A 23,231-nucleotide genomic window follows, 5' to 3' on the forward strand; every position below is an offset into this window, starting at 1 on the left:
CGGGGAGTGAATGCAACGGACCGTAGTCGGCTTGATTGAGCCGCCTTGAACCGGAATCGGCGGCACATAAGAACGAGCCACGATCGTTTAGCCCTCACCACCGACCAAGCCAGCGCGGGCGGAAGCTAGCCTCAATGAGTTGGACCGACCGGACCGCGCGCTCCCTCGTTGACCGAGCGAGTCACCTGACGCTGAGGATCCAGTCAGCCGCGCCCGAGCGCGCTCGCATATGCGTGCGCGTATCGGATGGGATCACTCTGAAAAGTGGCGGATGCTCTGCCGGCAATCGCCAGGGCCGCCCTCAGATCTGCGCTGTGGGCCAGTGCAGAGAGAACCGCGCCCAGACTGACCGAGCTATTAGCGATGAAATAGAGACCCGTGACGCCATCGACAACTAGTTCGGCGGCACCCCCCTTGTCCGGAACTACAACCGGGAGTCCGGCCAGTTGCGCTTCAAGGACGGTCCGCCCCAGAGGCTCCCTCTCATTCGCCACGACCAACACATCAAGACCGTCCATCGCGAGTTCATTCGCCACGGGGCCCTCGTACTTCAATTGATCCCCAACTGCCCGCCGCATAGCGTCCAACACGAGATCCCCCGACGGATGCCCATACTCCGTCGGAACACCACGCACTACTAGATCGCAGGGCAGTCCCGAGTTCGCTATTGCGTCAGCGAGGAGGACATGATTCTTGTCGGGATCAATACGACCGACAATCCCTATTCTGAGCACCATCCGTTCACTACGCGGCGGTTCCGTCAGGGGCGCCGAACGGGGCACGATCGGTCGATATAGCACCGTTGCTCTAGCACTGACGGCGCGACTGACGCTTGCAGCGAATTCGCTAACTGCAACCACGCCAGCCCCCGCAATGACTGCCGCGTCGAGTGCCACCAACCCCTTGCCCGCATCCAGGTAGTCATGAAGGTCTATGAACCATCGCCGCGGGGCCCGGCGCACTCGGTCGAACAGGCTCAAGACGGCTACCGGAGCATTCAAGCGAGGACTAAAAGAGACGACCGTTCCGGTTTTCGGAAGAACCCCTCGCGCTCGAAAGAACCTCACTAGCTGCCGCAAGCGACCAGAAACACCTCCGCTCTCAGCACTGGCGACTACAACTACAGCGGCATTGACGCGGCCTCGCCACGCCTCTCCCAACTCTGCTGAAACGCAGTACAACGAGACCCTATGTCCGGCCGCATGCAGGGATTCCGCGAGGGTGAGCAAACTTCGTTCGGCTCCCCATACCCCCGGTGAAACTGAAAGAAACCTGATGGGTGCCTCGTTCACCGGCTTCCGTTCGCTCTGGTCATGATCCGATGGAACGCCGACAACGAGATCGCCCATAGGTGATCGGCGCGGGTGAGCCCGGGCCCATAATTGAAACGCTCACTCCGAACCGAATGCAGCAAGCGCGGAATTTCCGCGCGGCGCTGCTCCGACATACCACCACCCTCGTAAGCGACGTGAACTCCCTGAATGCATCGGGCTGGCGCCATAAGTCCTGCCCGCATGATGAGATCGAAGTCTCCTACGAAAGAGTACTTTTCCGCATAGCCCCCCAACGCTTCAACCACGACGGAGGGGAACCAAATTGCCTGGTGACAGTGAGGGCGGACACCGAACGCGTGCTTCCACCAGATGTGAGGACGATTTCGAATGACGCTCTGCCCACTGCGGCCAACTTTGACTGCCCCGAAGACAACCATCCCTTTCGGATGATTCGCAAGCTCGACTTGGGCGATGATCTCCGAGAGCGCCGATTCGGTGTAGAACCGATCGCCCGCGTTCAAGAAATGCTGATAGACACCGGTCGCCAACTTCGAACCCTTATTCATCGCATCGTAAACTCCGCGGTCAGGCTCAGAAATCCATCGCACGCGGCCATCATCGATCGTGCTTAAGTACGCAGTCGTCTCGTCACTGGACGCGCCATCAATCACGATCACTTCGATCTCAACGGGCGACACATCAAGTTGAGATTTGATGGAAGTCAAAGTGGATCTGAGACCCTCAACGTTGTTACGGGTCACAGTAATAATCGATACAAGCGGATTGGTCATACTCGGTCCAATGCTTTCTCGTTTCTATACCTACGGAGAAGTCGAACCGTGGCTGGCAGAGCCTGGAAGAGAAGTATGGCCGCTGCTGATACCCACACCGGGCCGGGCACCCCGACCACGTTTGTCGCCCAGATTGAGGCCGGAATTCCTATAGCGATCATGAACATGATGCAGACTGCCTGAAAACGCAGATCTGAAGGCGAAGTCATATAGACACCCGCTGGATAGAAGGTGATCTGAATCAGGAGAAGAGCGGCAAAAGCAAGGCTGAGCGAGATCGACGCGGTCGATTCACCGTGGCTGAGTACCGAAGTGGCGAAAGGGAGAAGCGCAGCGAAAGCTACGCAGCACAGAAGCGCGGCAACGAAGATACCGATGGATGAACGGAACAGGCCACGAAGTGCCGCCCCCACATCCGAAGTCCTCGCCGCCGCAAATACGGGCCACAGTGCGACGAGCGCCGTAGAAGAAGCAGTCCAAAGGGGTATGTAGACCTGGGCCGCAATGGTGTATTCCGCCAGCATCGCGTCTCCCAGTACATGGCTGATTATCCAACGGTCCGAGTGCAGCACGAGCGGGATCCCCACCATGATCACAATCATCGGGAGCGCCGTCGCCGCGAGCGGCACCGCAGGATATCGACGTGGATGCAGTGCTCCAATCACTATGTCTCGGTACCGGAGGCCGACAGCCCGGGATCCTACGGTTCCCGCAATGATGCTGACGACGAGTCCGCACAAGGTCGGAATAACTGCGAACCAAGTGATTCCGGCATCGAGTGCGACGGCCGCTGCTGAACCAACGAGGGTCATTACGGCGGAACACGTCCCCAAAATCATCCACAGCTGGTTACGACCAACCCCGATCAGAACGCGCTGACCGAGTTGCGAAGCCACGAGACCCCCGAAAGCCGCGGCAAAGGCTAGCACCACCCAATTCGCGTCTGCATATTCCACCCCGAGCAGAATGTTCCATCCAGGAACCAGCGCAAGGACGCCTGCGACGACCACAACCCCCGTCGAAGACAAAAGCAAGACTCGTTGGGCCGAAATCAAGGTCAGTCGCACGGAATCTGCCGCTGTCTGACCCGCTCCAAGTACATTCATCACTGCCGCGCCGACCCCGAAATCGACGAAGGGAAGCAGTTGTGCCAACCCCGTAACTAAGAGCAAGATCCCGTATGCGTTCGCGCCGATATGTCCGATTACCAACCAGGCCGTGGTGAAGCTTGAGGCAAGCACGAAAGGCGTCGTGAGAACCCGCACTTGCAGGTTGCGACGCAGTACGCCCGGGATCACGCGTCAAGCCGTTCATGGCGGTCTCGTTCAACGCTCGCTTTGCCTTTGAGTCGTGGAGCTGAGAGCGCCAAGCAGACCGCGAGCGCGATCGCGACCCATTTTCCATTCACGACCATTGGCGAGAAGACCAGATCCCAGAGGGCTTGAACAGACAAGAGTGCGACGACACTGCGAAATGGGCTATGCGTCGCTTGAACTAGGGATCGCACAAGCAACACTCCGAAGTAGATCCCGATACAGAACGCAATCGGGCCGCCGTTGAGCCAAAAGTCCCCGACAATTGAATGAAGTTCAACACGGCTTCCCAAGAGATGGGAAGTCACGTAATCGGTATTGGCGTCGAATCCGTTGTCGTACAGACTCTCCAGCCCCGTCTGCACATCTTTCGGCCCAGGGGACACTCCGGCGCCAAGGCCGAACACCGATCGCTGCAGCAAACCCAGCGTGGCCGCCCACTCGACTCGAGCTCCGAAGGGACCCTGAAGATCTTGGCGTATCTGCCTCTGCTGCAGTTCAGCACCAAATGTGCCGTCGGCAATCGCCGCGGTGATAACGCTATACGCAAGCAAAGTCGCTGCGGCAATTGCCACTGCTGCTGAGACGACCCGTGAGCGGCTGCGGCCCGTGCGCGAGCTGAGCAATTGGTACACAATACAAACCAAGCCTGCGACGGCGAAGGCGCCGGCCGCATTTCGCGACTCAAAGAATAGGCTCATCGCGGAAAGTGCAAAAAAGATCACTGCAACCGCAAAGCCGTTCCATCTCGCGACAAGGGCCAGAACAAGGAGACCTACCGGCCAGACGAATGCGTATTTCCACGCGTTGTCAGATTGTTCCGGTGTCAGGTATAGGGCTGCCGATATCCCGCCGCCGGCCCCGAGCGCAAGAAGCGTAAGGCGGGGACCGTTCCATCGGGTCGACACGAACGTAGCGACGAAGAAAGTCAACATCGCGATCAGGCCGAACACCTCGCGAAGTGCGTTCTCGAGGACAAACGAACGCGACGAATCCATCGCCAACGAGATCAAGGAGGTCGGGACGAAGAGAAACGTGACAGCCAGGAGGAGAATTGCGACTCTTCTTGCCGCAGCATCATTTCTGATTGCGTTCCACCAAAGAGGCGCCGCCGCCAACCCAATGAGCGTCCCCCAAGAAACCTGACTAAAGCTGGGAAGAGAGAAGAAGCTCGCGACGCAGACAACAACGATCAATCCTCGCGAGAACCCTTGAACCGGTACCGTCCTCACGGCTGCAATCTCAGCGCTCTGCATGCGCCGTGGCCAACTCTTGGTAAAGCGAAAGGCAGCGGCGAGCCGTCGCAGACCAAGTGAGGTCTGATAAGCGCTCCTGCGGCGGTAACGAGAATGAACCCTTCACGAGCGCCTCGCGCAGCGCATCGACATTCCCCGGCGCGACGGACGTCTGCCAGGTCAGCTGTAACAATTCAGCCAGCCCGCCGACCGAACTGCCGATCACAGGGGTGCCGGCCGCGAGCGATTCGAGGACAACCAATCCTAGGAGTTCAGGGCGACGATATCGTTTGCCCTCAAACATTTCAACAGAAGGCAAGACCAGTACATCCGACGCCTGGTAAAGGGCCCGGAGTTGCCCGTCAGCGGGGGCTCCTTCGAAGACAACGTCTTTGTTATTGGCCAACTGCTGAAGGCTCCGCCGGTATTCAGCATCACGAGTCTCGCCAACGATTCTCAGCGACATTTGTGCAGGCAACGCCTCGATGAGTATGTGGATCCCCTTGTGTGGCAGTAACCGCCCCACGAAGAGAACGTCCGTGCGATTGGAGTTGGTCGCGCCACCCGTCAGATGGTCGCCCCCGCCCCAGATCACTTCCGACCTTCTGGCTATCCCCTTCGGATCGATATCCCTGAGGCTAAAGGGACTAACAGCAGCTACAGCAGATACCATCGCGAGCCGACGCGAGCCAAGAAGTCTGCCCGGCGTATATCGGTCACCGCCATGATCAGTAAGGACGAGCGGAGTACCCGAGAGTCGCGCCAAGAGCAAGGCAAGGTCGAAACCCTGTGTGTTCAACTGGTGAACGTGAATGATGTCCGTTTGGCGCGCAAGTTTCAGGAGTCGTTTGAACCCCCGCATCAACCCGACCGTAGGCGCGCCACTCTCGAGCTGGATCTGTTGGAACGACACCACGGCCACTACTTGAACCGAGAGCCCCAAGTCGATCTGTGCATGGACCAACTGCTGAACATATCGCTCGCCGCCGCCCATGCGCCCCGGAACAAATAGGTTCGGCGTGATGTGTAGAACACGTAGCTGTGCCGCCATATTTACCACCACCACTGCTTCCGCCGCGGCCCACCAATTGTGTAGGTCATCGGTTCGGGACGATCCCCGATGCGCTTGGCGGGAACACCCCCGTATAAGCCATAGGGCGCTAGGTCCTTTGTGACGACGGCTCCGGCTCCAACTACTGCACCTTCCCCGATGGACGTCCCCGGCAGGACGATGACGCCGGGGCCCAGCCAGACGCGATCACCGATCACGACTGGAGCGGACACAGATTCGAACCCTGGCGATTGCCAATCGTGCTGTGCCGTCCATATCTGGACTCCAGTCGAAAGGTTAACCGACCGGCCAATCGTTAGGCCGCCACGACCGTCGAGAATGGCACGATCCCCAATGGACGAATCGTCGCCGATGCTCAAATTGCGTGCCGCGCGAACCTGAAACCCGTGGTACAAAACCGTCGTCTTTCCGACTTGCGCACCTGCGATTCGAAGCAATACTTTGCGGGGTCCGTGGATCGGAAAGTATGAGACCAGGGACAGAGCAACTGCCTCGATCGCCACAAGTGTCCGATGAACGCTAAACATGCGCTCGGTCTCCTTTGTTGTGGTTCGGTGATGTCATTGCGGTCACGATGGGCCGGAGGCTCTGATCCCAACTCATACTCGAGCCCGCGGAATTCAGCGCCGAGTTCGACAGCGCCGCGTACAGCGAGTTATCTGACAGGAGATCTCCCACTGCCTCGGCGATTGCCTCGGGGGACACTTCTCTCGCCACAAGGCCCCCGCCGAGGCGTGCGATCTGCTCCACGAGTCCGCCGACGGGAGTGACTACCGCGGGTACACCCAGACCCGCTGCTACAGCTAGGACACCGGACTGGCTTGCCGAAATGTAAGGGAGTACGAGAACATCAAAGCTCCCGACAATCCCATCGACGTCTTGCTCGGGAATCCACCCAACGTTCCACTCGAGTTGGGGGGCCGATTTGATCAGGGATGACGGATCTTCCTCGGAGTCCCCAAAGACGATTCCGCGCACCGCATGGCCGTCGGATTTCAAACGCGCTATGGCCTCGCCGAACAAAGGAAGACCTTTGTACTCCAAAATGCGACCAAAGAATCCAATCACGGCCGGCCTAGCTGGAGCCGATCTTGGCCTCGTTGGTTTGTCATCGACACCGTGAAACGAGCGAATTATCCTGCGCCGTTTGATGCCTCGAGCGATCAGATCATCTTCGACCGCAGCGGAGTACGCGACTATGAAACTCGAGAAATGGAGGTCGATGCTGGTACAAACCCGATTTGCAAGGTGCTGATCGCCTTCATGCTCCGTGAGCTCATGGATCGAAGCGATTACGGGAATTCCAATCGCCCGAATGAAGGGAGTGACCGGTGACTGCCAAAGACTGAACATGGGGGAGTAGACCGCATCGATCCGATTCGCGCGAATATAGCGGAGTAGACCGAACATGACTACGACCCAACGGTCGAGACGCACCACTCCACTCTTCTTGCGATACGTGGCCACTGGGTGGCTTCCCATGCCAACGACACTGAAATCGGATGCTAGTTCTGCGCGAGTGTTGTACGAAACGTAGGTTTCCACGTCGCTTCGCCGAGCAAAAGCCTTCGCCTGCGCCAGAGCGAAACGAGGCCCTCCGCCCCGCGTCCCCCAGTGAAGCACCAACACCTTGATCGGGCCGTCTTCACGCATGCGGTTTCCCCACGTTGTAAGCCTCCAGGAGCCCTTCACGCTGATACTTCGCGTTTTGAGTCCTGCACGTTGCCGCCCAAGCGTTGAGGTTGGCCGTGGCGTCGGAAAGCGTGGACAGTGCTAGCTGCGCAAGGTCGAACGGCGATTCTGCTGTGAGTTCGGGGTCAAGAAAGTCTAGGGTGCTCACTCGACGGCAAACCGCTGGCGTCCGGGTATGAGCAGCATCGATTATCGCAATCGGAAAGCCTTCCCATTGCGCGCTGTGAACGTACAGGTCCGCTCGCGAGAGGTGCTCCTGCACCAGAGGGGAATCTACCCAACCCGTGACCCGAACACCCGCGGCGATCAGTTCCTCTTCCCAGGCCGCGTCCCCACCGCCGATCCATGTCGCCGAGATTTCACGTTGACGCCTCATCTCCGTCACCACGGACAGGAAGTACCCGGGGTCTTTCTGGATTCCTAGGCGGCCAACCGTGACGATCTGTGCCACACCAGCGGAAGGAACATGGTCGAGTTGAGCTGTACCCACGCTCGCTCGGTTTGGCACCAGCACGATTCGTGCCGTCCCACGCCATTTCGCAACGGTAGCAACCTCGTGTGGCGAGCAAAGCGCGAACGCGTCAGTTCGCGAAGCGAGCGCAATCTCGATTGTTCGGAAGATGGCCCGCCAGATGGGTGTCTTGTCGAGTCTTTCAAAAGAGAAACAATGTGGGGAATAAACGACTTGCGTATTCGACCTACGTGGAAGGGCAATTCGAACTAAGGCGCCTGCGATGCTCGAATGCGCGTGGACAACATCAGGTCGAAGGTCTGCAAAGCGACGGCGAACCGCAACAGCAGATGCAAATAACCCTGACGGGAGTTCCTCTGCCGTGCGGAATCCCTCCAACGCACTGGGAGATAGAGGCTCCGTGCTACGTCGTGCAAAAAGTAGGTGGTGCTCAAGATCGCTGGTTGCATCCAAGAATGAGCGAACCGCGGACGCTACGCCGGCTCCGAAACTCTCGACCACATGAAGCACGATCTTGCCGGACTCATCCCGCATCAGAACGCTCCTGTGCCCGGCCGCATTACCGCGCGTAGCGTCCGCCAGAGCAGAACGACATCGTTTGTCAGCGACCAGTTCTCGACGTAATAGAGGTCGAGTCGCACGCTGTCGTCCCAGGACAGGTTGGACCGACCGCTTACTTGCCACAGACCGGTCATCCCGGGCTGGACAAGCAGTCGGCGACGGGCTGCGCTGTCGTAGAGTGCGACCTCGCCCTCACGCTGGGGGCGGGGGCCGACGAGACTCATGTTGCCGATGAAGACGTTGAAGAGCTGTGGCAGTTCATCGATGGAGTACTTGCGAAGGAACGAGCCGATCCGGGTGAGACGGGGATCGTTCTTCACCTTGAAGAGCGGCCGGTCGTGAGTTCCTTGGGCAGCCAGAAGATCGGCGAGTTGAGCGTCGGCGTCGACGACCATCGAACGGAACTTGAGCATGTCGAAGGGGTCACCGTTGAGCCCGATTCGCTCCTGTCGGTAGAAGATCGGGCCACGGCTCGTGACCTTGACCGCGATCATCACGAAGACCAGCAGTGGGGAGAGGAGGATGAGGAGGAAGGCGGAGCCGATGATGTCGAAGGTGCGCTTTGCGAAGAGCTTGCGGCCCTCGTAGCGGGGCGTCTCGACGTGGATCAGCGGAAGGCCGGCCACCGGCCTGGTGTGGATTCGAGGGCCGCCGATGTCGACGAGGCTCGGTGCGACCACCAAGTGCTGGCGTCCGGGGTCGAGACCCCAGCTCAATTCCCGAACCCTGTCGGCTGGGAGCTGGTCAGCGCTCGCGATGACGAGGGTATCGGCGCCGACACGTTCCATCGCGAGGAGCGCATCGTCGAGGTCGCCCAGAACGGTGAAGCCAGTGCCGGGCAGCGTGGTGTCACGGTGTCCTTCGGGGATGCAGACGCCGATGACCTTGTACCCCGCCTGCGGTGTGCGCTGCAGCTCACGGCCGACCGTGGCTACCGAAGCCGGCGAGCCGATGAGCACGACCGTCGACACGTAGGCTCCTCTGCGCCGTTGCACGTCCAGCCACTGTCGCCAGAGCCAGCGGGAGAAGAGCAGCACCACGATGCCGAGCGGAAAGGCGATCAATATGTAGCCGCGCGCAAGGTCGAGCTTGATGAGAAAAGCGATGATCGCAACCAGGCCGAAGAGGCGAATCGAGGCGTCGGTGATGAGCTTGTATTCCTGCGAACCGGCACCGATCACGCGATAGCCGCGAGTGCCGTACACGGCGAGGACGATCAGCCATGCCACGATCAGCAGAATCGACACCATCGTGTAGCTGAGATCGAGGTCGCGGGCTGAGCCGCTGAAGCCCGACGCCTCGCGGTCGAAACCGAGCCATACGATCTGTGCACCGAAGACGACCCAGATGAGAACCAAGGCGTCGGTGAGGGCCATGCGGCTGCCGAGCTTGTCGCGCCAGTCGCGCGTGTCGGAGAAGCGCGTGGACGCGCTCTCACCCGTTGATTTCTCCTGGACCATGTCCCCCGCCGTATTCGACCAATGTAGGTCTACTGCGACCGAGGAATGAGTCTACCTGCCGGGTTCCCGTGCGGATGCATGGATTACTACCGGCGTGCACCCCAGTGCTGGGGCACGAACTGCAGACCAGTGTCAGTAGCTTCTTCGCGTGACCGCGGAGATGGCGTTTCAGCCCAGTGGAACTACGGCGGCGCTGTCGCCCTGCCAGAGCCACAGTGCCTCATCGACCTGGTCGGATGCGAGCGAGGCCGGCACGACAGCTCCCGGCGCGCACGTGACCGCGGCCGGCTGGTCGAGGCTTGCCGCATCCGTCGTCGCGAATGCCAGGGCAGGGCACTCGGTGTCGCCGGACTCGATGACGGTGGCGGCCGTGCCCGATGCGGCGATCGACGCCAGGTTGGGGCGCTCGAGGCCGGCCCACTCCCCCGTCGTCGAATCCAGTGAGTACGCCGCGTCGTCGCAGATCGCGATGCGGCTGTCCCCGTCGACCACGAGCTGTCGCACCGATGGGCAGGGCGATTGCAGGGATTCGCCGTCGATGACCACGAGCGCGCGATCGGTCGGGTCGACGTAGCTCTGCGAGGCGAGGTCGGCGGGAGCCTCCTGCCACTGGTCACCGGTCGAGAAGGTGCGGAAATAGCCGAGGGTGCAGTCGGGGCCGGCCTTGGCCACCACGAACGCCGTCGTATCGCTGACCGCCGTCAACGCCAGCACCTCGCGGATGTCGATGTCGCCCGTGGAGTACGAGACCCAGGTGGCTCCGGCATCCGTCGTGCTCTCGATGGCGGCCGGGGTGCCAGTGCAGTCGCCCGGCGTGGCACGCCAGGCCGAGGTCGTGCTCGTCGCGTCGAGGAAGCGCAGCGCGGGCGCAGCGACCGGGCGCGGCGCTGCGGCCGTCGGGGATGGCGTCGGCTCGGGCGAAGCCGTCTCGGACGTCGACGGGACGACGGGCGGCGCTGTCGGCACCGGCGCGTGCTGGCCGATCACCGCCAGCCCGATGAGCACGAAGTCGGCGAACACGAACGCCGTGATGCCCAGGATGACCCAGATGCTCGTACCGGCCGACTTCGGCGACCGCTGGACCGCCTTGTTACGCGTCGCCATGGCGGCGTGAGTCGGAGAACACTGAAGCGACCACGGCCGTGGCTGCATCGATGGCCTCGCCGGCCTCGTCGTAGACCTCCTGCGGCATCCGGTAGGGGTCGACGATGTCATCATCGGCTGGATCGGCCAGGGGCGGGAAGTAGCCGCGGTGCGCAGCGATGCCGGCGATCAGCGCGGGCAGGGATGCCCGGTCCTCGGCCGTGAGGTCGCCCTCGGCACGGGCCCCGTCTGCGAGACGGGCGAACTCCCGCAGCGTGAAGGTGTAGCGGGTGGCCCGCGGATGCAGCGTCACGGTCGCAGCGCGGTGGGCGCGCGTCGCCGTGAGCACCAGGTCGGACTCCGCAACCAGCGATGCCGTGAGATCGCGTGCCGCGTGACCCGCAGCGGATGCGCCGTACCGGGCCGCGAGTTCGGCGGCCTGAGGGGTCATCGCATCACCGGTCATGGCCGACGTGCCGGCGCTCGTGACCACGGCCGGGATCCCCGCCGCGTCGAGCCGGCTCTGCAGAACACGCTCCGCCAACGGCGAGCGGCAGATGTTGCCGGTACACACGACCAGGATGCGGAGGGGCTGAGCGACAGGATCTGACCAGGTCACAGGGCGGCTCTCTTCGTCGAAGCTCGAAATGATCGGGGCGGAGCGTTTCAGCGAGCGGCTCTGGCCTTCGCCGGCTTCAGGTCGACGTCGTAGCCGTAGCCTGCCTCGGTGCCGTAGCGGCCGTAGCCGTAGGCATCGGGCCCCTTCGTCGGAAGCATGGTCAGCACGATGCCCGACACCGGGGCGCCCACGCTGTCGAGGGCTGCGATGGCACCCTTGAGCTGGTTCTTGTGGGTGCGCCCGGCGGCGACGACGACGAGGGTGCCGTGCACGCCGCGAGCCAGGATGGCGGCATCCGTCACCGGAAGCAGTGGCGGCGCGTCGTAGAGCACGACATCGAAGCTGCCGCCGAGCTCCTCGATGAGCTTCATCATGACCGCGGAGCCGAGCAGCTCGCTCGGGTTCGGCGGGATGCGACCTGCGGGAAGCACGTAGAGATGCGTGCGGCCCCATTTCTGGATGACGTCGCGGGCTGTTGCTCGACCGATGAGAATGTCGGTGAGACCCACGCCGCCCTCGATGCCCATGTAGTCGGCGACCTTCGGGCGACGAAGGTCGGCGTCGACGAGCAGCACGCGTGCGCCGGCATCACCGAGGGCGATGGCGAGGTTCGCGGCTGTGGTGCTCTTGCCCTCGCTCTCGATGGACGAGGTGACCACGAAGGAGCGGTCGCCGCGCCCGGCGTCAAGGAACTGGAGGTTCGTGCGCAGCGAACGGAAGGACTCGGCTCGCGGAGACTTGGGGTCGGCATGCACGATGAGCGGACGCTCGGCAGCCTTCGCATCGAAGGCGATACCACCGAGGATCGGGCGGTCGGTGACGGTCTCGACGTCACGCTCGTTGCGGATGCGGGTGTCGAGGGTCTCGCGCAGGACCGCGATGCCCACCCCCAGAGCGAGGCCGATGAGGGCGCCGAGGGCGATGTTCAGGGGAACGTTCGGGCTCACCGGCTTCTGCGGCACGCTCGCGTGCTGCACCAGGGTGAGGTGCACGGGCGACGGCGTCTCACTGTCGGTGGTCTCGAGCTGCTCCACGGTCTTGGTGAGGCTCTCGGAGATGGCTGTGGCGAGCTTCGCCGCCAAGGCCGGGTCGTCGTCCACCACCGCGATCTCGATGAGAGTGGTGTTGAGGGGCGCATTCGCCGTCACCCTGGTCGCCAACGCCTCAGTCGATTCATCGATACCGAGTTCGGCGAGGACGGGAAGGAGAACTATGGGAGTGGTCACCAGATCGGCGTACGACTTCACGCGCTGCTGGGTGAAGGTGTTGCCCTGCTGGAGATCGCTGACAGTGTCGCCACCCGAGGTGGAGACGAACACCTTGGCCGAGGAGCTGTACTCCGGGGTCTTGACGATCGAATAGGCGGCTGCTGCCCCGATGCCGATCAGGGTGAGGAGCACGATCAGCACCCACCGCTTGCGCAGAATGCGGATGTAGTCGCGGAGCTCCACTCGAGCCGTCCTCCTCATGCAGGGCAGGGCGCAACTCGCCCCGACACCATATGGTGCCACAGTTCGCGGGGGGCTCCCGGCTGCCCCAGTACGCTTTCGCTGTGACGACCGACGAAACTCCGGCATTGCCAGCTGCCACGCGTGCCTCGCAATGGGGTGGCGGACCGGGCGTGGGATGGGCGGCATCCGGGGTCGTGCTCGCCGTTCTCGGTGTCCTCGGCTACGAGCGGCTCATCCTCCTCGTTCCCATCGACTGGCGCGTGCAGGCTCTCTCGTCCTATCTCGTGGTGTGGATTCCACTGGTGGCCGTTGCCCTGATCGCGCTCAGGCTGCGCGGCTCGGGCTCGCTCGTGCACGACCTCGGCCTGCGCTTCACCTGGCTCGATCTTCTCTGGGGTGCCGGCGTCGGTCTGCTGCTGCGCCTGGTCGCCACTCTCGTGGAGATCGCCGTGTACGGATCGTCGCTTGCCGGCGTGAGCATTGGAACGGATGCCGCCCCCGAGCCCTGGTTCATCTTCGCCGCCGTGATCGCGCCCGTGCTGATCTCACCGGTGATCGAGGAGGCCTACTTCCGCGGATTCACCCAGCGCGCAGTCGAGCGTGCTTCACGGTCGCGCTGGACGGCCATCATCGTCACAGCGCTGGTGTTCGCCGCGCTGCACCTCGTGGAGGCGAACTCGCTGCGTTCGGCGATCGTGCTGGGGGTGTCGACCCTGCTCTTCGGTGCGGCCGCCGGCGCCCTGGCCTCGTACACCGGGAGGATCGGCGGGGCGATCGTCGCCCACATCGTCTTCAACGGCACCCTCGTCGCGCTGTTGTACTCGTAGGCACCCGCAGCCCGCGGTCGGATCAGCCGGCGATCAACGCCCAGACGACGAGGCCGACCACCACGAGTGCGACCACCACAACCACGGCGAGCAGCCAGGGGGCCGTGTGACTCGTGTCGCGCGGTGGCTTCACGGGAACTGACGGGCGGGGCGTCGCAGGTGTCTCAGCCATGGACCCGAGGGTACTCGGGGAAGCTGTGACGGTCAGGTGCCGGATGCCGGGACGAGCGAGGAGCGGACGCTCAGCGGTTCGCGAGCCGACCGCCCGATTCCTGCAGGTAGCAGGATCCGCAGAGCGATTCGTAGGTGACGTGCACGCCGTCGATCGCCACCTGGTCGCCGTCGAAGACGAAGGCGCCGTCGATGAGACGGGCGTTGAAGACGGCCTTGCGCCCGCAGCGGCAGATCGTCTTCAGCTCCTCGAGGCTGTGGGCGATCTCGAGCAGGCGACGGCTGCCCGGGAAGGCCACGGTGAGGAAGTCGGTGCGGATGCCGTACGCCAGCACGGGCACGTTCTCGAGGATCGCGATGCGCAGCAGGTCGTCGGCCTGCTCGGCCGTGAGGAACTGGGCCTCGTCGACGAGCAGGCAGCTCACGTCGCGGCCGGTGACGGCCACCTGCGCCGCGCGGTGCCGCTGGAACTCGGCGTAGGCGTCGGTGTCTGGAGCGAGCAGGAAGTCGACCTCTCGCGTGACGCCGAGACGCGACAGGATGCCGAGGTCGCCCTTGGTGTCGATCGACGGCTTGGCGAGCAGCACCCCGTGGCCGCGTTCCTCGTAGTTGTATGCGGCCTGGAGCAATGCGGTGCTCTTGCCGGAGTTCATCGCCCCGTAGCGGAAGTACAGCTTGGCCATCTACTCGAGGAAGCCGTCTTCTGCGGCCCGACGGATGAGGTCGCTCTTGCGGCTGGCCGGGCGTCCGACCTTCTGGTACTTCTCGCGCACGCGGCGCAGGTAGGTCTTCGCGGTCTCGTACTTGACGTCCATGGCCTCGCCCACCTCGATGGTGCTGCGGCCGGTGACGTAGAGAATGAGTGCCTGACGCTCGCCGGGGCTGAGCTGAGGCTTCGCAAGGGCGCCCGGGGTGCTGGCGACGCGGTCGGCCACGCCCGACGTCGGCTCCGGCATCCGGAGTGCCGATCGAACGGATGCCATCACCTCGGCCATGGGCAGGGCCTTGGAGAGGAACGCCAGCGCTCCGGCCGAGCTCGCCCTGGCCCGCGCCTCAGCCGAGTCGAGGGCGCTGATCACGATGACCTTGGCCCCGGCGGCGCGACAGGTGCGGATGCGCGCCTCGATGGAGACGGGTTCGACGAGCTGGAAGTCCATGAGCACCACGTCGACCGGGAAGTCCTCGCTGCGCACGAAGTCGAGCCAGCGGTTGGCGGCCACGGCCAGCGTGAAGTCGGGGGCGTTGTTGCCGATCCAGCTAGCGACGGAATCGAGGATCACCTCGTGATCGTCGAGGAGCCCGACGCGAACGGGACCCGCTGTGGCGGCGTTCTCAGTGCTGGGCATAGTCGAATCCTACTGTCACGGTGCCGGGCCCGACGCGCACGCCGACCCCCTCGAACAGGACACGGACGACGGCGAGGTACTGCACCAGCAGGCGCTCGGCCCGACGAGCGTTGAGCGGACGGGGTGCAGCATCCGTCGTCACCGACACCTGCACCGAAACGGATGCCGCGGCCGGCCGGCCCGTCGCCCGCGCCGTGCGCTGCCCGTCGCCGGCACGCAGCACGACGCTGACCGTGCGCGCGGCCAGCTCGGCGTTGTCGCAGACCGCCGCCACCAGGGCCGCGCAGGCGACGCGCTGTTCGCCGCTCATGCGCAGCGCGAGCATCTCGGGATCGTCGACCCGCGGTGACTCTCCGCCGGGCAGGGTGACCCCGTCGGCGACGTCATCGAGCCAGGTGCGTCCGATCTCGGCGACGAGGGTTCCACGCAGGGCTTCGGCGAGGGCGCGCGCCGTCTCGACGTCCTCGACCTCGACGGTGCGGGCGTTGATCCCCCGGGTGAGGAACGGCAGCACGTCGCGGGAGAGCACGCTGACCTGGTGCTGCTGCACCGAGCGGGCGAGTCCGGTTCTGGCCTCCTCCTCGATCTCGAGCGCGGCGCGGGAGACGAGACGCTGCCACTCGCGAACGGCGCGCACGAAGCCGTTGGAGAAGGCAGCGGCGGCGAGCCCGAGGCCCAGCGGCGGCACGACCAGCACGACGATGTACTCGGCGATCGGTGCGCGCACGGCGAGGAACGGCGCCTGGGCGACGGGGAACAGCGCGAGCACGAACGACGACGCGACAGCGGCGAGCACCAGCGAGATCGCCGGTCTGTATGGCGCCATCAGAGCGAGCAGGATGGCCACCCCGACCTGCCCGAAGTCGTCCTGCAGCAGCAGGTTGGACCCGAATCGCGATGCGGTCTCGAGCGCCGCCGCGAGGATGGCGAGGGTGACCACGGTGATCTCCGCCTGAAGTCCGAACGGCGACGACGTGGGGTGCGCCGCCAAGAGCAGGAAGCCGCAGGCGGCCGCGAGCACGACGACGGCCGCGATCGCGACGACGGGCAGCTCCACGGCGTCCCACTGGCGTGCCGTCTGGAAGAGGGCGTATCCCACGGCGATGAGGGAGCCGATCCACACGAGCGGATGCGCGCTCAGGGTTCCGAGGGGGTCCACGACCTGGGGACTCTGCCGCCACGAGGCGTCATGGGTCGCTTCGATGCGGGAACGGATGCCGCCGGAGATGCCGCTCATGAGGTGGCCGCATCCGTCGCCGGACTGGATGCCGAGGCCGGCGACCCGTGGACGTCGTCGTGCGCGGCCGCGGAGGTCGGCATGGCGATCACGACGCTCGTGCCGGTGCCGGGCGTCGACCACACCCGAACCGATCCGCCGACGCCTTCAACGCGCGCCAGGACCGAATGACGCAGGCCGAGGCGCGGGGTCTCGGTCTCCGCGGGAACGAAGCCGACGCCGGCATCGGTCACGGCCACGACGAGTTCGTCGTCGTCGGCGCTGATGGTGAGATCGGCATCCGTCACTCCGGAGTGCCGCAGCACATTGATGAGGCACTGGGAGACCGCCAGGGCGAGGGCCTCGGACCTCTCGGAGTCGAGGCGCGACACGACCGTGCGATCACCCGAGACGTCGATGGTGAGTCCGCTGGCTCGCGCTGCCGAGATCGACGCTGCGAGCGGAGTGGCGAGCCAGTCGGCTGATGTGCCCGTGACAGCGTCGCGGGAGAGCAGCCAGTCCTGGCCGATGATGCGTTCGAGGTCGCGGGCGATCATCGAGCGGAGGCCGGGATCGATGGGTCCGGGCTCGGCCGAGGCGACGGCGACGAGGTGGCTGAGGGCGGTGTCGTGCAGGAGCGCCGTGGCCCGCGATCCCAACTCGCGCCTGGCGGCGATGATGCCGTCGCGACGGGACGCCTGGTGGATGAACTGCTGTGCCGTCTTCGCTCGGCCGTTGTCGATCGTCGTGGCGATGAGCACTATCGCGATGAGCAGGTAGGTCGCCGGAGCGAACGGGTCGATGCGGTACTCGACACCCGTGGTGATGGCGGCCAGGAGCACGGCGGTCTCACCGAGCACGAGGCCCAGTGTGCTCCACGCCAGGCCGATCATGGCGCTAGCGCCGGCACCGCCGACCATGACGAGGGCCATCACGGGCAGCGCGATGACGAAGAGGTCGGTGGTGGGGAAGAGTGGCTGGTCGCTCAGGATGGTGACGGCGTAGATGTAGGTGCTGGCCGAGCCCACCACGAGGTAGCCGACGGTGGCGAGCACTGTGTGGTGCCGGGTGAGGGTGACGAGCAGGATCGCCATCGGCACGATGGCGAGGATGGTCGGCCAGAGTCCGTCGTGCGGATGCGCGAGGCTGAGCGCGACGATGGCCGTGAGGGCACCGGCGAGGCAGACGAGACCGAACCAGTGCGCGGCGCGCGCGATGACCCTACTCATCGTGGGAGCGATGAGGTGGGTCGGCAGGCCGAGTGTCACTGGGGGCACCTCCTCGGGATTCATTCCAGCGCATGAAACCGGAACGTACCCCGCTTTCCATCGAAATGTACCCCGCTCTGGGACGGTGCGCGACCATTCGGGGGACAAAATCCTGGCGCCGGATGCCGCGACCACCAGATCCAGCCGATGGCCGAGGGTCAGAACAGCGTCGGCTCCGGATCCGAGCGCGAGAGCACTCCCCCGGTGTTCGGCGAGGTGCGGGTGCGATGGAGACCGTGCCTACGCACGAGCGGCGCGACCCTCTCGGCGAGCCACGCGCGGTACTCCTTCGGGGCGTAGGTTCCCCGGTACATCGCCCGGTACTTGGGCAGGAGCTCGGGGTGCTCGCGCCCGAGCCACAGGAAATACCATTCCTTCACACCGGGCTTGAGGTGCAGGGCCGAGTGCACCACGCCGGTCGCGCCGGCGGCCTTCGCCTGACGCAGGGCCTCATCGAGGTGGGCGATCGTGTCGGTGAGGAACGGGAGGATCGGCATCATGAAGACGCTGCAGTCGAGTCCCGCATCGCGCACGGCCGTCACTGTGGCGAGCCTGGCCTTCGTGGTCGGTGTCCCCGGTTCGACGGACTGCTGGAGTTCGTCGTCATAGACGGCGATCGACATGGCGATGTCGACGGGCACGCGGCTGGCGGCATCCGCCAGCAGGGGAAGATCGCGGCGAAGCAGGGTGCCCTTGGTGAGGATGCTGAACGGTGTTCCGGTGTCGGCGAGCGCGCCGATGATGCCGGGCATGAGCGCGTAGCGACCCTCGGCGCGCTGGTAGGGGTCGGTGTTGGTGCCGAGCGCGACGGCGTGGCGCTGCCAACTCGGGCGGCCGAGTTCCTTGCGCAGCACCTCGGCGACATTGACCTTCACGATGATCTGCCTGTCGAAGTCGTCGCCGCCGTCGAGGTCGAGGTAGGTGTGGGTGGGGCGGGCAAAACAATATGCACATGCATGGGAACAGCCCCTGTAGGGGTTGATGGTCCACTCCATCGGAACCTGGCTCTGCACGGGGAGCTTGTTCAGTGCTGACTTCGCGAGCACCTCGTGGAACGTCATCCCCGCGAACTCGGGCGTGCACACCGTGCGCACGAGGTTGTTCAACTTCGCGAGCCCGGGCAGCGCGTCAGCGTTCTCCACACCCAGTTCCTGATTGCTCCACCGCATGCCTTGCATTCGAACACGTCTTCGAATCTTAAGCAAGCTCGATCGCCGGGGCGTCGGATATCGATCTGCTCAGGTGCGCTGGGGAGGAGGCTCGACCCCGTTCGCCCACGGGCTCAGCTCAGCGAGCGACGGCGAGGGCGGCATCCGTCGCCGGCTGCAGGTGCAGGCGGGCGGCGTCCCAGCGCCGCCGCAGCCAGCGGTCGTGACTGGCGATCACGACGGCACCGGGGTAGCTGCCGAGGGCCTCCTCGAGGTCCGTCGCCAAGCCCAGCGACAGGTGGTTGGTCGGCTCATCGAGCAGGAAGAGGTGCGGCGGCTTGGCTATCACGAGCGCCAGCGCCAGGCGTCGCTGCTGACCGACCGAGAGAGCACCGACGGGCCGGTTCTCGTCACGCGGCGCGATGAGGCCGAGGCTCGAGAGCGGCACCTGCTCGGCGCGCCGCTCCCCCAGCACCGACTCGTAGAGCGCGCGGGGTGAGAGGGCGGCATCCGGGAACCTCACGTCCTGTTCGAGCAGGCCGACGCGCAAGCCCCGGCGGCGCTGGAGATCGCCATCGACGAGTGCGATGCGCCCAGCGAGGACTCCCAGCAGCGTCGACTTGCCGGCGCCGTTCGCGCCGGTCACGAGCAGGCGCGTCTGCGGCTCGATCTTCAGGTCGAGCGGGGCGAGGCGCCCGGGCACGGACAGGCCGGTCGCCTGCACCAGCAGCCCGGACTCGTCGCCGAGAGCCTGCGATCCGCGCGGGATGCCGGCGAAGGCGAGTGGCGCCGGTGGCTTGCGCACCTGCTCGCGCTCGAGCACCCCCAGGCGCCCTTCGGCGTTGTGGACGCGCCGCGCGATGGCCTGGTCGTTGCGGGCGCCCTTGAAGCCGTGGATGAACTTGTCGTTGTCGCGCGGTCCGCGACCGTGGGCGACCGTGCGTGCCGTCACAGCCACGGCATGGCGCAGGCGACCGAGCTCGTCCTGTTCCTCGGCGTACTGGCGCTCCCAGCGGTCGCGCTCTGACGCCTTGTGGTCGAGGTACTCGCTGAAGCGACCTCCGAACACGGTGACGGATGCCGGAGACATGTGCGCGGCGCGCGCAGCGTCGAGATCGACGAGGCCCGTGGCCACGGCGTCGAGGAAGGCGCGGTCGTGGCTGGCGAACAGCACCGGGCCGGCCCAGTCCCGCAGCTGGCGCTCGAGGAACTCGGCGGCGGCGTCGTCGAGATGGTTGGTCGGCTCGTCGAGCAGCAGTGCGTCGGGCCGTCTCAGCAGCAGTGCGGCGAGGGCGACGCGGCTGCGCTGACCACCCGAGATCTCATCGAGGCGGCGATCGAGGGGAAGGGCCGCGACCCCGAGTCCTTCGCGGAGCGCGTCGCGACGGGCATCCGCTCCCCAGATGTCGGCTCGCTCGGCAGCCTCGAGCGCAGCGGCGTAACGGTCGGGCGCGACCGGGGACGCTGCCGTGAGGGCGGATGCGGCGGCGCGGAGCTCGCGATCGATCGCGCGGATCTCCTCGAGGGCGTCCTCGAAGACGGCGCCGACGGTGTCGCTCGGGCTGAACGGCACCTCCTGCCACAGGATGCCCGTGCGCCGGGGTCGCGTGATGACGCCCTGATCGGGCTGCTCCACGCCGGCGATGATGCGCAGAAGGGTGGACTTGCCGGCTCCGTTCTCGCCGATGAGGCCGACGCGCTGGCCGCGGGCGACGGAGAAGCCGACGTCGCTGAGCACGCGGCGGTCGCCGTAGGACTGGGAGACGCCGTCGAGGCGCAGGTGATCGGAGTGGATGACTGGGGCTCGCATGGAGACGACCCTTCTGAGACGAGGAGGGGTCCCACGGGGGCATCCGCCGTCGATGAGGGTTCGCGAACGACCCGCTTCACGCGGGCGGCTCGGGAGTCGAGCGCGATTCCGGGTGAGGGATGCGGGTGAGTAGGCCGAACGTCGACGGCGCCTCGGGCGCGGGACAGGACGGCTGGTCTACTTCATAGCGGGGTCGACGATAGCAGGGGTCGCTGGGAGGTGTCCAGACGCACGCGGCAGCGGCGCTTCGACCCCGGACTGCGTCCGGGCCTCAGCGAACGGGGAAGGGCGTCAGCGAGCTGCGACGCTGAGCTGCGGGGCCGGCAGGCCCAACGTGGCGGCCGTCGACGCCAGGGACGCCGCAGCGATCTCGGGCTTGTCGTTCAGCGTGGTGCCGAAGCTGGGGATCATCTCGCGCAGCTTGGGCTCCCACGACGGGAACTCGGCGGGGAAGCAGCGCTTCAGTACGTCGAGCATGATCGGCGCGGCCGTCGAGGCACCGGGAGATGCCCCGAGGAGGCCCGCGATGGTGCCGTCGGCGCCAGTGATGACCTCGGTGCCGAACTGGAGCACTCCGCCGGCCTTCTCGTCCTTCTTCATGACCTGAACGCGCTGGCCGGCCGTGATGAGCTCCCAGTCCTCGTCCTTCGCCGTGGGCATGAACTCGCGCAGCGCCTTCATCTTCTTGCGACGGTCGGCCGCGAGCTCGCCGATGAGGTACTTCATGAGGTCGAAGTTGTGGAAGGCGACGGCGAGCATCGGCCAGATGTTGTGCCACCGGATGCTGAACGGCAGGTCGAACCAGGTCGAGCTCTTCAGGAACTTCGGCGTGAATCCGGCGTACGGGCCGAAGAGCAGCGAAGTCTCGCCCTCGACGACCCGGGTGTCGAGGTGCGGGACCGACATCGGCGGAGCACCGACGCCGGCCTTGCCGTAGACCTTGGCCTTGTGCTGTGCGACCACGGCCGGATTCGAGGTCTTGAGGAACTGCCCGCTGATGGGGAAGCCGCCGAAGCCCTGGATCTCGGGGATGCCGGAGTGCTGGAGCAGCGCGAGGGCGCCGCCGCCGGCACCGACGAAGACGAAGCGCGCGTTCACCTCGGTGCGGGTGCGACCAACGGCGTTCAGCACCTTGACGCGCCAGGTGCCGTCCTTCTTGCGCTTGAGTCCGGTCACCTGGTGGTTCAGGTAGAGCTCCCCGCCGCGCTCGGTGAGGTCGGCGAACAGCGAGTGGGTGAGTGCGCCGAAGTCGACATCCGTTCCCGACTCGATGCGGGTGGCGGCGATGCGCTGGCGCTTGTTGCGCCTGCGGGTGATCAGCGGCGTCCACTCGGCGATCTTCGCGGGGTCGTCGCTGAACTCCATGCCCTCGAACAACGGCTGGTCCTTGAGGGCGTCATGGCGACGGCGCAGGTACTCGATGTTCTTCTTGCCGTGCACGAAGGTCATGTGCGGCGTCGTGTTGATGAACGTCGACGGCTCGGGCAGGGCACCCGTCGACACCAGGTGCGACCAGAGCTGGCGGCTCACCTGGAACTGCTCGTTGATGCTGATGGCCTTGGCGGGGTCGACGGAGCCGTCCTTGCCCTCGGGCATGTAGTTCAGCTCGCAGAGGGCGGCGTGGCCCGTTCCCGCGTTGTTCCACGGGTTCGAGCTCTCCTGGGCGACGTCGCCCAGGCGCTCGTAGGCGCGGATCGTCCAGTCGGGCTGGAGCTGCTTGATGAGGGTGCCGAGCGTAGCGCTCATGATGCCGCCGCCGATGAGGACGACGTCGATGGGGGCCGGAGAATTCACGGATGCCAGTCTATCCGCGCGCGGGGGGACTACTCGCCGGGGAGGACCGGAAGGCCGCGCTCGTCGAGCGGCCAGAACGGGTTGTACGCGATCTCCCAGAGGTTGCCGTCGGGGTCTGCGACGTAGCCGCTGTAGCCGCCCCACTCCGTCTCCGTCGGCACCTTCGACACCGAGCCGCCGAGCGCCATCCACTCGCCGACGGCTTCATCGACCTCCTCGCGCGATCCCACGTTGATCGCGAGCGCGACGGCACGGAAGGCCGGGGCGTTCGCGTGCATCATCGTCGTTCCGGCATCCTTCGCGAGCTCCGCCGTCGACCAGAGCGCCAGCACCCCGCCCGGCGTCGCGAAGAAAGTGGTGTCGCCTTCCACCGTGCTCGCCGCGGTCTCCCAGCCGAGCGATCTGTAGAAGGCCGTGGCCTCGATGACGTCGGCGACGCCGAGGGTGACGAGGGAGTAGCGCTGGGGAATGGCCATCCATCGACGGTAGCGGCGTGGGATCGGTTATGCCTACCCCGAATCATGTCCCCCATTCGAGGGTGTTCACTCGAACAGTGCCCTGCGTTCACGCGGTGTTCGGATCAGGCTGCTGACCTGTGTATCGCCTGTGAACACATCCACGGGCCCGC

At 65.0% G+C, this 23,231-nt stretch carries 22 protein-coding genes; 1 reads left to right on the forward strand and 21 read right to left on the reverse strand.

The window, feature by feature from the left end:
• Positions 1-203 precede the first annotated feature (203 nt).
• The 12 genes from ASF30_RS23540 to ASF30_RS20910 all read right to left on the reverse strand — a co-directional run bounded on the left by ASF30_RS23540 (position 204) and on the right by ASF30_RS20910 (position 13,023).
• The gene (locus ASF30_RS23540; RefSeq protein ID WP_082468234.1) at positions 204-1,349 is read right to left on the reverse strand and encodes a glycosyltransferase family 4 protein; all 1,146 of its coding nucleotides are present in this window, start codon (positions 1,347-1,349) and stop codon (positions 204-206) included.
• Positions 1,289-2,065, reverse strand: coding sequence for a glycosyltransferase family 2 protein (locus ASF30_RS20865; RefSeq protein ID WP_082468236.1), 777 nt, complete (start codon positions 2,063-2,065; stop codon positions 1,289-1,291). The genes ASF30_RS23540 and ASF30_RS20865 overlap by 61 nt, the downstream gene beginning before the upstream one ends.
• Positions 2,062-3,363, reverse strand: a complete 1,302-nt coding sequence (locus ASF30_RS20870) for a hypothetical protein (RefSeq protein ID WP_055911284.1) — start codon at positions 3,361-3,363, stop codon at positions 2,062-2,064. Before ASF30_RS20870 ends, ASF30_RS20865 begins: the two co-directional genes overlap by 4 nt.
• Positions 3,360-4,634: a hypothetical protein gene (locus ASF30_RS20875; RefSeq protein ID WP_055911286.1), complete on the reverse strand. Its 1,275-nt coding sequence runs from the start codon at positions 4,632-4,634 to the stop codon at positions 3,360-3,362. The genes ASF30_RS20870 and ASF30_RS20875 overlap by 4 nt, the downstream gene beginning before the upstream one ends.
• Positions 4,621-5,679, reverse strand: coding sequence for a glycosyltransferase family 4 protein (locus tag ASF30_RS20880; protein WP_157497559.1), 1,059 nt, complete (start codon positions 5,677-5,679; stop codon positions 4,621-4,623). Before ASF30_RS20880 ends, ASF30_RS20875 begins: the two co-directional genes overlap by 14 nt.
• On the reverse strand, positions 5,667-6,212 hold the full coding sequence (locus ASF30_RS22410) for an acyltransferase (protein ID WP_082468240.1): 546 nt from the start codon (positions 6,210-6,212) through the stop codon (positions 5,667-5,669). The genes ASF30_RS20880 and ASF30_RS22410 overlap by 13 nt, the downstream gene beginning before the upstream one ends.
• Complete coding sequence (locus ASF30_RS22415; protein ID WP_082468242.1) at positions 6,205-7,338, reverse strand: glycosyltransferase family 4 protein; 1,134 nt, start codon at positions 7,336-7,338, stop codon at positions 6,205-6,207. Before ASF30_RS22415 ends, ASF30_RS22410 begins: the two co-directional genes overlap by 8 nt.
• Entirely contained in the window at positions 7,331-8,383 is a 1,053-nt protein-coding gene (locus ASF30_RS22420) for a glycosyltransferase family 4 protein (protein ID WP_082468244.1), read from the reverse strand. Before ASF30_RS22420 ends, ASF30_RS22415 begins: the two co-directional genes overlap by 8 nt.
• Positions 8,383-9,870 carry a sugar transferase gene (locus ASF30_RS20895; protein WP_082468246.1) on the reverse strand — a complete coding sequence of 496 codons (1,488 nt, stop codon included), beginning with the start codon at positions 9,868-9,870 and terminating at the stop codon, positions 8,383-8,385. Before ASF30_RS20895 ends, ASF30_RS22420 begins: the two co-directional genes overlap by 1 nt.
• A gap of 168 nt (positions 9,871-10,038) precedes the next feature.
• Entirely contained in the window at positions 10,039-10,974 is a 936-nt protein-coding gene (locus tag ASF30_RS20900) for a hypothetical protein (protein ID WP_055911293.1), read from the reverse strand.
• Positions 10,961-11,572, reverse strand: coding sequence for an arsenate reductase/protein-tyrosine-phosphatase family protein (locus ASF30_RS23055; RefSeq protein WP_055911294.1), 612 nt, complete (start codon positions 11,570-11,572; stop codon positions 10,961-10,963). The genes ASF30_RS20900 and ASF30_RS23055 overlap by 14 nt, the downstream gene beginning before the upstream one ends.
• Positions 11,573-11,619: 47 nt before the next feature.
• Positions 11,620-13,023 (reverse strand): polysaccharide biosynthesis tyrosine autokinase, encoded by a 1,404-nt coding sequence (locus ASF30_RS20910; protein WP_055911296.1) that lies wholly within the window; start codon positions 13,021-13,023, stop codon positions 11,620-11,622.
• A gap of 101 nt (positions 13,024-13,124) precedes the next feature.
• Here ASF30_RS20910 and ASF30_RS20915 point away from each other — a divergent pair, with 101 nt between their 5' ends.
• Complete coding sequence (locus ASF30_RS20915) at positions 13,125-13,850, forward strand: CPBP family intramembrane glutamic endopeptidase (protein WP_162240788.1); 726 nt, start codon at positions 13,125-13,127, stop codon at positions 13,848-13,850.
• Between the two features lie 22 nt (positions 13,851-13,872).
• Here the strand turns inward: ASF30_RS20915 and ASF30_RS22930 are convergent, their stop codons facing one another.
• From ASF30_RS22930 to ASF30_RS20955, 9 genes are all read right to left on the reverse strand, one after another.
• On the reverse strand, positions 13,873-14,022 hold the full coding sequence (locus ASF30_RS22930) for a hypothetical protein (RefSeq protein ID WP_157497561.1): 150 nt from the start codon (positions 14,020-14,022) through the stop codon (positions 13,873-13,875).
• A gap of 70 nt (positions 14,023-14,092) precedes the next feature.
• Positions 14,093-14,704, reverse strand: a complete 612-nt coding sequence (locus ASF30_RS20920; RefSeq protein WP_055911300.1) for a thymidine kinase — start codon at positions 14,702-14,704, stop codon at positions 14,093-14,095.
• A complete protein-coding gene (locus ASF30_RS20925) occupies positions 14,705-15,367 on the reverse strand; it encodes a response regulator transcription factor (RefSeq protein WP_055911302.1) in 663 nt (220 codons plus the stop codon). It lies immediately after the preceding gene.
• Positions 15,354-16,604 (reverse strand): hypothetical protein, encoded by a 1,251-nt coding sequence (locus tag ASF30_RS20930; protein ID WP_055911304.1) that lies wholly within the window; start codon positions 16,602-16,604, stop codon positions 15,354-15,356. Before ASF30_RS20930 ends, ASF30_RS20925 begins: the two co-directional genes overlap by 14 nt.
• The gene (locus tag ASF30_RS20935; protein ID WP_157497562.1) at positions 16,601-17,812 is read right to left on the reverse strand and encodes a sensor histidine kinase; all 1,212 of its coding nucleotides are present in this window, start codon (positions 17,810-17,812) and stop codon (positions 16,601-16,603) included. Before ASF30_RS20935 ends, ASF30_RS20930 begins: the two co-directional genes overlap by 4 nt.
• 197 nt (positions 17,813-18,009) lie before the next feature.
• Positions 18,010-19,020 (reverse strand): Rv2578c family radical SAM protein, encoded by a 1,011-nt coding sequence (locus ASF30_RS20940; RefSeq protein ID WP_082468250.1) that lies wholly within the window; start codon positions 19,018-19,020, stop codon positions 18,010-18,012.
• A 118-nt stretch (positions 19,021-19,138) separates the two neighbouring features.
• A complete protein-coding gene (locus tag ASF30_RS20945) occupies positions 19,139-20,809 on the reverse strand; it encodes an ABC-F family ATP-binding cassette domain-containing protein (protein ID WP_055911308.1) in 1,671 nt (556 codons plus the stop codon).
• A 291-nt stretch (positions 20,810-21,100) separates the two neighbouring features.
• Positions 21,101-22,603, reverse strand: coding sequence for a malate:quinone oxidoreductase (locus ASF30_RS20950; protein ID WP_082468251.1), 1,503 nt, complete (start codon positions 22,601-22,603; stop codon positions 21,101-21,103).
• Between the two features lie 29 nt (positions 22,604-22,632).
• Positions 22,633-23,079 carry a VOC family protein gene (locus tag ASF30_RS20955; protein ID WP_055911310.1) on the reverse strand — a complete coding sequence of 149 codons (447 nt, stop codon included), beginning with the start codon at positions 23,077-23,079 and terminating at the stop codon, positions 22,633-22,635.
• Positions 23,080-23,231: the final 152 nt, after the last annotated feature.

It is taken from the genome of Leifsonia sp. Leaf264, from assembly GCF_001422325.1.
In the GTDB taxonomy this organism is placed as follows: domain Bacteria; phylum Actinomycetota; class Actinomycetes; order Actinomycetales; family Microbacteriaceae; genus Orlajensenia.

What these genes read in the sequence shown, in the direction of transcription:
- ASF30_RS23540 (WP_082468234.1), bottom strand. Translation starts at nt 1,349, where the DNA reads ATGGGCGATCTCGTTGTCGGCGTTCCATCGGATCATGACCAGAGCGAA.
- ASF30_RS20865 (WP_082468236.1), bottom strand. Translation starts at nt 2,065, where the DNA reads ATGACCAATCCGCTTGTATCGATTATTACTGTGACCCGTAACAACGTT.
- ASF30_RS20875 (WP_055911286.1), bottom strand. Translation starts at nt 4,634, where the DNA reads ATGCAGAGCGCTGAGATTGCAGCCGTGAGGACGGTACCGGTTCAAGGG.
- ASF30_RS22410 (WP_082468240.1), bottom strand. Translation starts at nt 6,212, where the DNA reads ATGTTTAGCGTTCATCGGACACTTGTGGCGATCGAGGCAGTTGCTCTG.
- ASF30_RS22415 (WP_082468242.1), bottom strand. Translation starts at nt 7,338, where the DNA reads ATGCGTGAAGACGGCCCGATCAAGGTGTTGGTGCTTCACTGGGGGACG.
- ASF30_RS22420 (WP_082468244.1), bottom strand. Translation starts at nt 8,383, where the DNA reads ATGCGGGATGAGTCCGGCAAGATCGTGCTTCATGTGGTCGAGAGTTTC.
- ASF30_RS20895 (WP_082468246.1), bottom strand. Translation starts at nt 9,870, where the DNA reads ATGGTCCAGGAGAAATCAACGGGTGAGAGCGCGTCCACGCGCTTCTCC.
- ASF30_RS20900 (WP_055911293.1), bottom strand. Translation starts at nt 10,974, where the DNA reads ATGGCGACGCGTAACAAGGCGGTCCAGCGGTCGCCGAAGTCGGCCGGT.
- ASF30_RS22930 (WP_157497561.1), bottom strand. Translation starts at nt 14,022, where the DNA reads ATGGCTGAGACACCTGCGACGCCCCGCCCGTCAGTTCCCGTGAAGCCA.
- ASF30_RS20920 (WP_055911300.1), bottom strand. Translation starts at nt 14,704, where the DNA reads ATGGCCAAGCTGTACTTCCGCTACGGGGCGATGAACTCCGGCAAGAGC.
- ASF30_RS20925 (WP_055911302.1), bottom strand. Translation starts at nt 15,367, where the DNA reads ATGCCCAGCACTGAGAACGCCGCCACAGCGGGTCCCGTTCGCGTCGGG.
- ASF30_RS20930 (WP_055911304.1), bottom strand. Translation starts at nt 16,604, where the DNA reads ATGAGCGGCATCTCCGGCGGCATCCGTTCCCGCATCGAAGCGACCCAT.
- ASF30_RS20935 (WP_157497562.1), bottom strand. Translation starts at nt 17,812, where the DNA reads ATGAGTAGGGTCATCGCGCGCGCCGCGCACTGGTTCGGTCTCGTCTGC.
- ASF30_RS20940 (WP_082468250.1), bottom strand. Translation starts at nt 19,020, where the DNA reads ATGCGGTGGAGCAATCAGGAACTGGGTGTGGAGAACGCTGACGCGCTG.
- ASF30_RS20945 (WP_055911308.1), bottom strand. Translation starts at nt 20,809, where the DNA reads ATGCGAGCCCCAGTCATCCACTCCGATCACCTGCGCCTCGACGGCGTC.
- ASF30_RS20955 (WP_055911310.1), bottom strand. Translation starts at nt 23,079, where the DNA reads ATGGCCATTCCCCAGCGCTACTCCCTCGTCACCCTCGGCGTCGCCGAC.